The 12,983-nt window shown below is 70.7% G+C and carries 10 protein-coding genes; 9 read left to right on the top strand and 1 reads right to left on the bottom strand.

Translation table 11 applies throughout. The features are described from left to right. The first annotated feature begins 2 nt into the window (after positions 1-2). The 9 genes from ABZ915_RS05965 (at position 3) to ABZ915_RS05925 (ending at position 11,273) form a co-directional block, all read left to right on the top strand. The gene (locus ABZ915_RS05965) at positions 3-1,934 is read left to right on the top strand and encodes a biotin carboxylase N-terminal domain-containing protein (RefSeq protein WP_361796498.1); all 1,932 of its coding nucleotides are present in this window, start codon (positions 3-5) and stop codon (positions 1,932-1,934) included. Continuing rightward, positions 1,931-2,872, top strand: coding sequence for a hydroxymethylglutaryl-CoA lyase (locus ABZ915_RS05960; protein ID WP_361796495.1), 942 nt, complete (start codon positions 1,931-1,933; stop codon positions 2,870-2,872). The genes ABZ915_RS05965 and ABZ915_RS05960 overlap by 4 nt, the downstream gene beginning before the upstream one ends. A 5-nt stretch (positions 2,873-2,877) precedes the next feature. After that, positions 2,878-4,038, top strand: a complete 1,161-nt coding sequence (locus tag ABZ915_RS05955; protein ID WP_361796492.1) for an acyl-CoA dehydrogenase family protein — start codon at positions 2,878-2,880, stop codon at positions 4,036-4,038. Positions 4,039-4,178: 140 nt separating this feature from the next. Further along, positions 4,179-5,228: an ABC transporter substrate-binding protein gene (locus tag ABZ915_RS05950; RefSeq protein ID WP_361796489.1), complete on the top strand. Its 1,050-nt coding sequence runs from the start codon at positions 4,179-4,181 to the stop codon at positions 5,226-5,228. Positions 5,229-5,260: 32 nt separating this feature from the next. Next, positions 5,261-6,130: a siderophore-interacting protein gene (locus ABZ915_RS05945; protein ID WP_361796486.1), complete on the top strand. Its 870-nt coding sequence runs from the start codon at positions 5,261-5,263 to the stop codon at positions 6,128-6,130. A 131-nt stretch (positions 6,131-6,261) separates the two neighbouring features. Beyond that, entirely contained in the window at positions 6,262-7,704 is a 1,443-nt protein-coding gene (gene desA / locus ABZ915_RS05940; RefSeq protein WP_361796483.1) for a lysine decarboxylase DesA, read from the top strand. Beyond that, entirely contained in the window at positions 7,688-8,980 is a 1,293-nt protein-coding gene (locus ABZ915_RS05935) for a lysine N(6)-hydroxylase/L-ornithine N(5)-oxygenase family protein (RefSeq protein ID WP_361796480.1), read from the top strand. The genes desA and ABZ915_RS05935 overlap by 17 nt, the downstream gene beginning before the upstream one ends. Beyond that, positions 8,977-9,507, top strand: coding sequence for a GNAT family N-acetyltransferase (locus ABZ915_RS05930; RefSeq protein WP_361796477.1), 531 nt, complete (start codon positions 8,977-8,979; stop codon positions 9,505-9,507). The genes ABZ915_RS05935 and ABZ915_RS05930 overlap by 4 nt, the downstream gene beginning before the upstream one ends. Continuing rightward, entirely contained in the window at positions 9,504-11,273 is a 1,770-nt protein-coding gene (locus ABZ915_RS05925; RefSeq protein WP_361796474.1) for an IucA/IucC family siderophore biosynthesis protein, read from the top strand. The genes ABZ915_RS05930 and ABZ915_RS05925 overlap by 4 nt, the downstream gene beginning before the upstream one ends. 56 nt (positions 11,274-11,329) lie before the next feature. Here the strand turns inward: ABZ915_RS05925 and ABZ915_RS05920 are convergent, their stop codons facing one another. Further along, on the bottom strand, positions 11,330-12,934 hold the full coding sequence (locus ABZ915_RS05920) for a beta-N-acetylhexosaminidase (RefSeq protein ID WP_361796471.1): 1,605 nt from the start codon (positions 12,932-12,934) through the stop codon (positions 11,330-11,332). Positions 12,935-12,983: the final 49 nt, after the last annotated feature.

Here is a 12,983-nt window from a genome sequence, read left to right as displayed (position 1 = left end):
TCATGTTCGACACAGTGCTGGTGGCCAACCGGGGCGAGATCGCCGTACGCGTCATCCGTACGCTGCGGTCGATGGGCGTGCGCTCCGTCGCCGTCTTCTCCGACGCCGACGCCGACGCCCGGCACGTCCGGGAGGCGGACACGGCGGTACGGATCGGTCCGGCGCCGGCGGCGGAGAGCTATCTGTCGGTGGAGCGGCTCCTTCAGGCCGCCGCGCGGACGGGCGCGCAGGCCGTCCACCCCGGGTACGGCTTCCTCGCCGAGAACGCGGGCTTCGCGCGCGCGTGCGAGGAGGCGGGGCTGGTCTTCATCGGCCCGTCGGCGGACGCGATCGCGCTCATGGGCGACAAGATCCGGGCCAAGGAGACGGTGCAGGCGGCCGGGGTGCCGGTGGTGCCCGGCGGGCGTGATCCCGAACTGGCCGAGGCGGCACACGCGTTGGGCGCACCCGTGCTGCTCAAGCCGTCGGCCGGCGGGGGCGGCAAGGGCATGCGCCTGGTGCGGGACCTGGCCGTGCTGGACGAGGAGATCGCCGCGGCCCGCCGCGAGGCCCGCGCCTCCTTCGGCGACGACACGCTGCTCGTCGAGCGGTGGGTGGACCGGCCCCGGCACATCGAGATCCAGGTCCTGGCCGACGGGCACGGGAACGTCGTCCACCTGGGCGAGCGCGAGTGCTCGCTCCAGCGCAGGCACCAGAAGATCATCGAGGAGGCGCCCAGTGTGCTCCTCGACGAGAAGACCAGGGCCGCGATGGGCGAGGCGGCCGTGCAGGCGGCGCGCTCGTGCGGGTACCGGGGCGCGGGCACGGTGGAGTTCATCGTCCCGGGCGGCGATCCCTCCTCGTACTACTTCATGGAGATGAACACCCGCCTCCAGGTGGAGCACCCGGTCACCGAACTCGTCACCGGGCTGGACCTGGTGGAGTGGCAGCTGCGGGTCGCGGCGGGCGAGAAGCTGGACTTCGCGCAGGAGGACGTACGGCTCACCGGGCACGCGGTCGAGGCGCGCATCTGCGCGGAGACCGTGTCGGTCAAGGAGGGCGCGCGCGGCTTCCTGCCGTCCGGCGGGACGGTGCTCCTGCTGAACGAGCCCCAGGGCGACGGCATCCGCACCGACTCCGGGCTCAGCGAGGGCACGGAGGTCGGCAGTCTGTACGACCCGATGCTGTCCAAGGTGATCGCGTACGGGCCGGACCGCGCGACCGCGCTCAGGAAGCTCCGGGCCGCTCTGGCGGAGACGGTCACGCTGGGCGTGCAGACGAACGCCGGGTTCCTGCGGCGGCTGCTCGGTCATCCGGCGGTGGTGGCGGGCGAGTTGGACACCGGTCTGGTGGAGCGGGTGGTGGACGAGCTGGTCTCCACGGACGTACCGGACGAGGTGTACGAGGCGGCGGCGGCCGTACGGCTGGAGGGGCTGAAGCCTCGTGGGGACGGCTGGACCGATCCCTTCTCGGTGCCGAGCGGCTGGCGTCTCGGCGGTACGCCGAAGCGGCCCGCCTTCCCGCTGCGGGTGACCGACCCGGTGACCTACGTCCCCCGGGGGGCCCACACCGTCACCGACGACCGGGTCGCCGTCACCCTCGACGGTGTCCGCCACACCTTCCACCGCGCCGCCGACTGGCTCGGCCGCGACGGCGACGCCTGGCAGGTGCGCGACCACGACCCGGTGGCCGCGTCCCTGTCCCGGTCCGCGCACGCGGGCGCCGACTCGCTCACCGCGCCCATGCCCGGCACGGTGACGGTGGTGAAGGTGGCCGTCGGCGACGAGGTGGCCGCGGGCCAGAGCCTGCTGGTGGTCGAGGCGATGAAGATGGAGCACGTCATCTCCGCCCCGCACGCCGGCACGGTCACCGAACTGGACGTGCGGCCGGGCACGACGGTCGCCATGGACCAGGTGCTGGCCGTCATCGCACCCAAGGAGGAGGCGGACGGATGAGCGTCGACGGACTGCCCATGGCCGTACCGGCCCAGGGCCTGCCCGCGCGGGTGCGGATCCACGAGGTCGGCGCGCGCGACGGGCTCCAGAACGAGAAGACGGCCGTACCCACGGCGGTGAAGGCGGAGTTCATCCGCCGCCTGGCCGACGCGGGCCTGACGACGATCGAGGCGACGAGTTTTGTGCACCCCAAGTGGGTGCCCCAACTGGCCGACGCCGAGGAGCTGTTCCCGCTCGTCGGCGACCTGGACGCGGCCCTGCCCGTCCTGGTGCCCAACCAGCGCGGCCTGGACCGGGCGCTCGCGCTCGGCGCCCGCCGGATCGCCGTCTTCGCCAGCGCCACGGAGTCCTTCGCCAAGGCCAACCTCAACCGCACCCTCGACGAGTCCCTCGCCGTGTTCGAGCCGGTGGTGCGGCACGCGAAGGACGAGGGCGCGCATGTGCGGGGGTACGTGTCGATGTGCTTCGGCGACCCCTGGGAGGGCGCCGTACCGCTCCACCAGGTCGTCCGCGTCTGCGGGGCGCTGATGGACATGGGCTGCGACGAGCTGAGCCTCGGCGACACCATCGGGGTCGCCACGCCCGGCCATGTCCGCGCGCTCCTCGCCGGGCTCAACGAGGCGGGGGTGCCGACGGACGTCATCGGCGTGCACTTCCACGACACCTACGGCCAGGCCCTCGCCAACACGTACGCCGCCCTGGAACACGGTGTGACGACGGTCGACGCCTCCGCCGGAGGCCTCGGCGGCTGTCCCTACGCCAAGTCCGCCACCGGGAACCTCGCCACCGAAGACCTCGTGTGGATGCTCCACGGCCTCGGCATCGACACCGGGGTCGACCTCGGCCGGCTCACCGCGACCAGCGTGTGGATGGCCGAACAGCTGGGCCGTCCCAGCCCGTCACGCACCGCCCGCGCCCTCTCCCACAAGGAGCAGTGATCATCATGGACCACCGCCTCTCCCCCGAGCTGGAGGAACTCCGCCGTACCGTGGAGGAGTTCGCGCACGACGTCGTGGCGCCGAAGATCGGCGACTTCTACGAGCGGCACGAGTTCCCGTACGAGATCGTCCGCGAGATGGGCCGCATGGGCCTGTTCGGGCTGCCGTTCCCGGAGGAGTACGGCGGCATGGGCGGCGACTACCTGGCCCTCGGCATCGCGCTGGAGGAGCTGGCCCGGGTGGACTCGTCGGTGGCCATCACCCTGGAGGCCGGCGTCTCCCTGGGCGCGATGCCGGTCCACCTGTTCGGCACCGAGGAGCAGAAGCGCGAGTGGCTGCCGCGGCTGTGCGCGGGCGAGCTCCTGGGCGCGTTCGGGCTCACGGAACCCGACGGCGGCAGCGACGCCGGGGCCACCCGCACCACGGCCCGTCTGGACCCCGACACGAACGAGTGGGTGATCAACGGCAGCAAGTGCTTCATCACCAACTCGGGCACGGACATCACGGGGTTGGTCACCGTCACGGCGGTGACGGGCCGCAAGCCGGACGGCAAGCCGCGGATCTCCGCGATCATCGTCCCGTCCGGCACCCCGGGCTTCACGGTGGCCGCCCCCTACTCGAAGGTCGGCTGGAACGCCTCCGACACCCGCGAGCTGTCCTTCGCCGACGTCCGCGTGCCCGCCGCCAACCTCCTGGGCGAAGAGGGCCGCGGCTACGCCCAGTTCCTGCGGATCCTCGACGAGGGCCGTATCGCCATCGCGGCGCTCGCGACCGGTCTGGCCCAGGGCTGCGTGGACGAGTCGGTGAAGTACGCGATGGAGCGCCACGCGTTCGGCCGTCCCATCGGCGCCAACCAGGCCATCCAGTTCAAGATCGCCGACATGGAGATGAAGGCGCACACCGCCCGGCTGGCCTGGCGCGACGCGGCGAGCCGGCTGGTCGCGGGCGAGCCGTTCAAGAAGGAGGCGGCGCTGGCCAAGCTGTACTCGTCGACGGTCGCCGTGGACAACGCCCGTGAGGCCACCCAGATCCACGGCGGCTACGGCTTCATGAACGAGTACCCGGTGGCCCGCATGTGGCGCGACTCCAAGATCCTCGAGATCGGCGAGGGCACGAGCGAGGTCCAGCGGATGCTGATCGCCCGGGAGTTGGGGCTGGTGGGCTGAGCTTGCCCGTCCGGCGCTGAAGGCCGGTCACACGTTCGGGCGCGGGGCGCCCCACCCTCTGGACATCAGCTGAGGTTAGGCTAACCTACCTTGGAAGTTGTCCGGCGGGCGCCTCGCCCCGTTCGAAAGCAGTCATACCCATGTCCAATGCCCGTGCCACCCACCTCACTCGTCGCGGCATCCTCGCCGCGGGCGGCGCCATCGGTCTGGGGGCCGCGCTCGCGGCCTGCGGGGACGACGACGGGAAAAGCGGCGGCTCGGACGGCAACACGACGGCGGGCAAGTCCGGCCCCTGGTCCTTCAAGGACGACCGCGGCACCACCGCGAAGGCCGACAAGGCCCCCTCGAACATCGTCGCGTTCGTCGGCGTGGCCGCCGCGCTGTACGACTACGGCATCCAGGCCAAGGGCGTCTTCGGCCCGACGAAGACCAAGGACGGCAAGGCCGATGTGCAGGCCGGGGACATGGACGTCAGCGAGGTGACGGTCCTCGGCAACGAGTGGGGCCAGTTCAACATCGAGAAGTACGCGGCCCTCGCGCCCGACCTCCTCGTCTCCACCATGTTCGACAACGTGGGCACCCTCTGGTACGTCCCCGACGAGTCGAAGAAGAAGATCCTGGCGGCCGGCGCCCCGAGCGTCGGCATCTCCGTCTACGACCGCCAGCTGACCGAGCCGCTCCAGCGCATGCTCGCCCTCGCCAAGTCCCTCGGCGCGGACACCTCCGCCGCCAAGGTCACCGAGGCCAAGAAGCGCTTCGAGGACGCGGCCGCCCGGCTGCGCGCCGCCGCCAAGGCCAAGCCCGGCATCAAGGTGATGGCCGGTTCCGCCAGCCAGGACCTGTTCTACGTCTCCGGCTCCAACCTCTCCGTCGACCTGGAGTACTTCAAGGCCCTCGGCGTGCACCTCATCGAGCCCCCGGAGAAGGCCAAGGCCAAGGGTGGCGGCTGGTACGAGTCGCTGAGCTGGGAGAACGTCGACAAGTACGACGCGGACATCATCATGATGGACAACCGCTCCTCGGCGATCCAGCCCGCCGACATCACCGAGGGGACGTGGAAGAAGCTGCCGGCGGTCAAGGCCGGGCAGGTCATCGCCCGCAACCCCGAGCCGATCCTGTCGTACGACAAATGCGCGCCGCTCCTCGAAGACCTCGCGAAGGCCATCGAGACCGCCAAGAAGGTCAGCTGACCCCCACACCTTCCTGACCGTCAGGAGCCCCGATGACGACGGCCGTAGCCGCCCCGTTCCGTTTCTTCTCGCTTCAGGTCGTACGGACGAGGCGGCTCGGCCCGTCCCTGGTCCGGGTCACCTTCGGCGGGCCCGACCTGCACGCCTTCCACTCCCACGGGCGGGACCAGTCGCTGTCCCTGTTCCTGCCGCACCCGGGGCAGCCCGAGCCCGCCGTGCCCGTCGAGCTGGGATGGGGGTCCCCCCGCTCGAGCGAAGCCGAGAGTGGGGGAGGCTGGTGGCAGGGATGGCGTGAACTCCCCGACGGCGTGCGGGCGGTGATGCGCTCGTACACCCTTCGGGCACTGCGCCGCGATCCCGACGAGATCGACATCGACTTCGCCCTGCACAGCCCGTCGGGCCCCGCCTCCCGCTGGGCCGCCGGCGCCACCCCGGGTGACCGCGTCCTCCTCCTCGGCCCGGCCGTCGCCGACAACCGCGCGATCCGCTTCCGGCCGCCCGAGGGGACCGACCTCGTCGTCATCTGGGGCGACGAATCCGCCGTACCCGCCGCCTGCGCCACCCTGGAGTCCCTGCCGGCCGGCACCCGCGTGCGCGCCTGGCTGGAGGTGAACCACGCCGCTGACATCCAGGACGTCGTGACCGACGCGGACGCCGAGGTGACCTGGCTCGTACGCGACCCCAGCAGCCACACGGGATCCCCCCTGGCCCTCGATGCACTGCGCGATGCCCAACTCCCGGCCGCCGAACGCCCCTACGCCTGGATCGCGGGCGAGTCCGGGTGCGTCAAGGCGCTGCGCCGGCACCTCGTCGGCGAGCGGGGCATCGACCGCCGGTGCGTCACCTTCGTCGGCTACTGGCGACGCGGGATGACCGAGGAACAGCTGCGGACTTCGGAGTAACTCCCTTTACAGTAACGGCAGTTCGTGGTGACGGCGGTCACGGGAGGGGCAGGTTTCGGCACATGCAACTTAGGTTAGGCTAACCTAAGTTGCACTCCCCGCACGGACCGTCCCCATCGGAGGACCCCCACATGCGCTCGCACCTGCTCAATGACCTCACCGCGGAGCACTACCGCCGCTCCGTGACCGAAGGAGTCGAGCGGGTGGCGGCCAAACTCGCCACCGCCGAACGTCCGTTCACCGGCGTCACGGCCGACGCCCTGGCCCCCCGCATCGACGAGATCGACCTCGACCAGCCGCTGCACGACACCACCGCGGTGCTCGACGAACTGGAAGAGGTCTACCTGCGGGACGCGGTCTACTTCCACCACCCCCGCTACCTCGCCCACCTCAACTGCCCGGTGGTCATCCCGGCGGTGCTCGGCGAGGCCGTGCTCTCCGCCGTCAACTCCTCCCTGGACACCTGGGACCAGTCGGCCGGCGGCACCCTGATCGAGCGCCGGCTCATCGACTGGACGGCCGCCCGCATCGGCCTCGGGCCGTCCGCGGACGGCGTGTTCACCTCCGGCGGCACCCAGTCCAACCTCCAGGCGCTGCTGCTGGCCCGCGAGGAGGCCAAGAGCGACTCCCCGTCGAAACTGCGGATCTTCGCCTCCGAGGTCAGCCACTTCAGCGTGAAGAAGTCCGCCAAACTCCTCGGCCTGGGCCCGGACTCCGTGGTCTCCGTCCCCGTCGACCACGACAAGCGCATGCAGACCGTGGCGCTCGCCCACGAACTGGAGCGCTGCAAGAAGGACGGCCTCGTCCCCATGGCCGTCGTGGCCACCGCCGGCACCACCGACTTCGGCTCCATCGACCCGCTGCCCGAGATCGCCGAACTCTGCGCCCAGTACGGGACCTGGCTGCACGTCGACGCGGCCTACGGCTGCGGTCTGCTGGTCTCCCGCAGTCGGCGCGACCTCCTCGACGGCATCGAGCGTGCCGACTCGGTCACCGTCGACTACCACAAGTCCTTCTTCCAGCCGGTGAGTTCGTCGGCCGTGCTGGTCCGGGACGCCGCCACCCTGCGGCACGCGACCTACCACGCCGAGTACCTCAACCCGCGCCGCATGGTCCAGGAGCGCATCCCCAACCAGGTCGACAAGTCCCTTCAGACCACCCGTCGCTTCGACGCCCTCAAGCTGTGGATGACCCTGCGCACCATGGGCGCCGACGGCCTCGGCGAACTCTTCGACGAGGTGTGCGACCTGGCCCGGGAGGGCTGGGAGCTGCTCGCCGCCGACCCCCGCTTCGACGTCGTCGTCGAGCCTTCCCTGTCCACCCTGGTCTTCCGCTACGTCCCGACGGCCGTCGCCGACCCGGCCGAGATCGACCGCGTCAACCTCCACGCCCGCAAGGCCCTGTTCGCCTCCGGTGACGCCGTCGTCGCGGGCACCAAGGTGGGCGGCCGCCACTACCTGAAGTTCACCCTGCTCAATCCCGAGACGACCGCGGCCGACATCGCCGCCGTCCTCGACCTGATCGCCGGCCACGCCGAGCAGTACCTGGGAGAGTCCCTTGACCGCGCGTCCTGAAGCCCCGACCGCTCCTTACGACTTCGTGGGGATCGGGCTCGGCCCCTTCAACCTCGGCCTCGCCTGCCTCACCGAACCGATCGACGAACTCAGCGGAGTCTTCCTGGAGTCGAAGCCCGACTTCGAGTGGCACGCGGGCATGTTCCTCGACGGCGCCCACCTCCAGACGCCGTTCATGTCGGACCTGGTCACCCTGGCCGACCCCACCTCCCCGTACTCCTTCCTCAACTACCTGAAGGAGAAGGGCAGACTCTACTCGTTCTACATCCGGGAGAACTTCTACCCGCTGCGGGTCGAGTACGACGACTACTGCCGCTGGGCCGCGGGCAAACTGAGCAGCGTCCGGTTCGGCACGACGGTCACCGAGGTGACGTACGACGAGACCGCCGAGCTCTACGTCGTCCGCACCGAGACCGGCGAAGCGTTCCGCTGCCGCCACCTGGTCCTCGGCACCGGGACGGTCCCCTTCGTTCCGGAGCCCTGCCGGGACCTGGGCGGCGACCTCATCCACACCGCGCGGTACATGCACCACAAGGCGGAGCTGCGGGCCAAGAAGTCCCTCACGGTCGTCGGCAGCGGCCAGAGCGCCGCGGAGATCTACCACGAGCTCCTCTCCGAGATCGACGTCCACGGCTACGAGCTCAACTGGGTCACCCGCTCCCCGCGGTTCTTCCCGCTGGAGTACACCAAGCTGACCCTGGAGATGACGTCCCCGGACTACATCGACTACTTCCGCGCGCTGCCCGAGGAGACCCGCTACCGGCTGGAGAAGCAGCAGAAGGGCCTGTTCAAGGGCATCAACTCGGAGCTGATCGACTCGATCTTCGACCTGCTCTACCAGAAGAACGTCGAAAGCGGCGACCGCCCGGTCCCCACCCGCCTGCTCACCAACTCCTCGCTGACCGAGGCCCGGTACGAGGACGGCGCGTACACGCTCGGCTTCCACCAGGACGAGCAGGGCAAGGACTTCGAGATCCGCACCGAGGGTCTGGTGCTGGCCACCGGCTACCACTACCAGCCGCCGGCCTTCCTCGACCCGCTGCGCGACCGCCTCCGCTTCGACGGCCGGGACCGCTTCGACGTGGCCCGCAACTACGCCGTCGACGTGACGGGCAGGGGCGTGTTCCTCCAGAACGCCGGGGTCCACACCCACAGCATCACCAGCCCCGACCTGGGCATGGGCGCGTACCGCAACAGCTGCATCATCCGCGAGCTGCTCGGCACGGAGTACTACCCGGTCGAGAAGAGCATCGCGTACCAGGAGTTCGCCGTATGACCTTCACCATCCGCCCCCTCGATCCCCTGAAGGACGCCGAGCTGCTGCTGGGCTGGGTCACACATCCCAAGGCGGCGTTCTGGATGATGCGGGACGCGAAACTTCAGGACGTCGAGCGCGCGTACACGGAGATCGCGGCCGACGAGCACCACCATGCCTTCCTCGGGCTGCACGACGGCGTCCCGGCGTTCCTCATGGAGCGCTACGACCCCGCCGAGCGCGAGCTGGTCGGCCTGTACGAGCCCCGGCCCGGTGACGTCGGGATGCACTTCCTCGTCGCGCCGGCCGACACGCCCGTGCACGGGTTCACCCGGGCCGTCATCACGGCCGTGATGGCACACCTCTTCGAGGACCCGGCGACCGCCCGGGTGGTCGTCGAACCGGACGTCCGCAACACGGCCGTGCACGCCCTGAACGAAGCCGTCGGGTTCGTGCCCGAACGGGAGGTCCAGAAGCCGGAGAAGAAGGCGCTGCTGAGCTTCTGCACCCGCGAGCGGTTCGTCGCCGCGACGGGGGTGGCCGTATGAGCCTCGCCGACGCCGTGGCCCACCTCTCCCCCGAGCGCTGGGAGGAAGCCAACCGCCTTCTCGTGCGCAAGGCGCTCGCCGAGTTCGCGCACGAGCGGCTGATCACGCCCGAGGCGGACGGGGACACGTACGTCGTCCGCAGCGACGACGGCCTGACCCGCTACCGCTTCACCGCCGTCCGCCGCGCCCTCGACCACTGGGAGGTGGACGCCGGCTCCGTCACCCGCCACCGGGACGGCACCGAACTCCCCCTCGTCGCACTCGACTTCCTCATCGAGCTGAAGCAGTCACTGGGCCTGAGCGACGAGATCCTGCCGGTCTACCTGGAGGAGATCTCCTCCACCCTGTCCGGCACCTGCTACAAGCTCGCCAAGCCGCGCGTCCCGGCCGCCGAGCTGGCCGGAAGCGGCTTCCAGGCCGTCGAGACCGGCATGACCGAGGGCCACCCCTGCTTCGTCGCCAACAACGGGCGGCTGGGCTTCGGCGTCCACGAGTACCTGTCGTACGCCCCCGAGACGGCGAACCCCGTCCGGCTGGTGTGGCTGGCGGCGCACCGGTCGCGGGCGGCGTTCACGGCCGGGACCGGCATCGAGTACGAGGCGTTCCTGCGGGACGAGCTGGGCGAGGCCACGCTGGAACGGTTCCGCGCCACGCTCACCGGCCAGGGCCTCGACCCCGCCGACTACCTGCTCATCCCCGTCCACCCCTGGCAGTGGTGGAACAAGCTCACCGTCACCTTCGCCGCCGAGGTGGCCCGCCGGCACCTGGTGTGCCTGGGCGAGGGCGACGACGAGTACCTGGCCCAGCAGTCCATCCGGACCTTCTTCAACGCCTCGCACCCCGAGAAGCACTATGTGAAGACGGCGCTGTCCGTCCTCAACATGGGCTTCATGCGCGGGCTCTCGGCCGCCTACATGGAGGCGACCCCGGCCATCAACGACTGGCTCGCCCAGCTCGTCGACAACGACCCCGTGCTGAAGTCGACCGGCCTGTCGATCATCCGGGAGCGGGCGGCCGTCGGCTACCGGCACCTGGAGTACGAGAAGGCGACCGACCGGTACTCGCCGTACCGCAAGATGCTGGCCGCGCTGTGGCGGGAGAGCCCCGTGCCCTCCCTCGCGGAGGGCGAGTCCCTGGCCACCATGGCCTCGCTGCTGCACGTGGACCACGAGGGCGGGTCCTTCGCGGGCGCGCTGGTCGAGCGGTCCGGGCTGTCCCCGGTGGAGTGGCTGCGGCGGTACCTGCGGGCGTACTACACCCCCCTGCTGCACAGCTTCTATGCCTACGACCTGGTGTTCATGCCGCACGGCGAGAACGTGATCCTGGTCCTGAAGGACGGGGCCGTACGGCGGGCGGTCTACAAGGACATCGCCGAGGAGATCGCGGTCATGGACCCTGACGCGGTGCTGCCGCCCGAGGTGCGGCGGATCCGTGTCGACGTCCCCGAGGACAAAAGGCTCCTGTCGATCTTCACGGACGTCTTCGACTGCTTCTTCCGCTTCCTGGCCGCCATCCTGGCGGGCGAGGGAATCCTGGAGGAGGACGACTTCTGGCGCACGGTCGCCGAGGTCACCCGCGAGTACCAGGAGGCGACACCCGAACTCGCCGACAGGTTCCGGCAGTACGACATGTTCGCGCCCGAGTTCGCCCTGTCCTGCCTCAACCGCCTCCAGTTGCGCGACAACAGGCAGATGGTGGACCTGGCGGACCCGTCGGGCGCCCTACAGCTCGTCGGCAGCCTGAGGAACCCGATAGCGGGGTTCTGACCCGGAGACGGGCGGGCACCCCGGTGTACGGTCCACCGGGGTGCCCGTCAACCTGCCTAGGAGCCCGTCGGCCAGGGCACCTGGGGCGACTTGTAGTACCCGATGCCGAGGGCGTCCCAGCGCGGGGCCTGGGCCGCGAGCCGGGTCCGGTAGGCGTTCCAGTCGTGCGTGGCCGCCGGGGACCAGCCCAGCTCGGCCGCGCCGGGCAGCCGGGGGAAGGCCATGTAGTCGATGTCGGCCGAGGTCCGGATGGTCTCGGTCCACAGGGGTGCCTCGACGCCCCTGACCGCCGAGTCCGGGACTCCCGGGAGGTAGGCGCCCGGGTCCCAGTCGTAGGACCGCCGCACCTCCACCAGGCCCGCCCAGTCCTGTCCGAGCGGGGTGTCCTCGGTGTACTTCATGTCCAGGTAGAGCCGGTCCGCCGGGGACAGGATCAGCCCGGTCCCGTGCTGGGCGGCCTTGACGACCTGTGCCTTCTCCGCGGGGTCGGTGTCGTCCAGGCCCCAGTACTGCGCCACGGCGCCCTTCGCCGGGGTCGCGCCGGTCAGCTGGTGCCAGCCGATGACCTTCTTGCCGTACCGGGCGACGATCGGCTGCACCCGGTCCATGAAGGTCACGTAGTCGGCGTGGCTGGTGGAGTGCGCCTCGTCGCCGCCGATGTGCAGATAGCGGCCGGGGGTGAGCGCGGTGAGCTCCCGGATGACGTCGGCGGCGAAGTCGTACGTGACCGGCTTCGGCGCGCACAGCGAGCTGAAGCCGACCTCGGTGCCGGTGTACAGCGGGGGTGCGGTGCCGTCGCAGTTCAGTTCGGCGTAGGAGGCGAGGGCCGCGTTGGTGTGGCCGGGCATGTCGATCTCGGGGACGACCTCCAGGTAACGGGAGGCGGCGTAGCGGACGATCTCCCGGTAGTCGGCCTTGGTGTAGTGGCCGCCCGGACCGCCGCCGACCTGGGTGGAGCCGCCGTACGTCGCGAGGCGGGGCCAGGAGTCGATGGCGATGCGCCAGCCCTGGTCGTCGCTGAGGTGCAGATGCAGTTCGTTGATCTTGTAGAGGGCCAGTTCGTCGATGTAGCGCTTGACCTGGTCCACGGTGAAGAAGTGCCGGGAGACGTCGAGCATCGCTCCGCGGTAGGGGTAGCGCGGCGCGTCCTGGACGGTGCCGCCCGCGATCTGCCAGGGGCCGGGCTGTACGGAGTTCTTCTCGACGGCGGCCGGCAGGAGCTGGCGGAGGGTCTGGACGCCGTGGAAGAGGCCGGCGGGCGTGCGGGCGGTGAGGGTGACGCCGTCGGCTCCGCTGTGCAGGCGGTAGCCCTCGGCGCCGAACGGGCCCTTGGCGAGGTGCAGTCGGATGCCGCCGCGGCCGTGCGCGGTGAGCGGCAGGCGGTAGCCCGTCGAGGGGCGCAGGATGTCCGCGAGGTAGGCGCCGACGCGGCGGACCTCGCGGCTGTCGTCGACACGTATGCGGGTGTCCCCCGTGATGCGGTAGGGCGCTCCGCCCGGTCGGGCGGAGGCGGGGGCGGGGACGACCCGGCCGAGCGGGATGGCGGCCGGCTGCCCGGCGGCCGGCGGGGCGGCGCCGACCGTGAACGCGCCCGCCGCCAACAGCAGCAGCGAGCCCAGCAGTCGGGTCATGCGGGGAGTCGTTCTGTGGTGCCGTCTCACAAGCGCGCTCCCTTCACTGCACGAATGGTCGAGACCAGTCTCCCGCGCA

This window comes from Streptomyces sp. NPDC046915, assembly GCF_040644935.1.
GTDB lineage: Bacteria > Actinomycetota > Actinomycetes > Streptomycetales > Streptomycetaceae > Streptomyces.
This window is presented reverse-complemented; position numbering and strand designations above follow the sequence as displayed.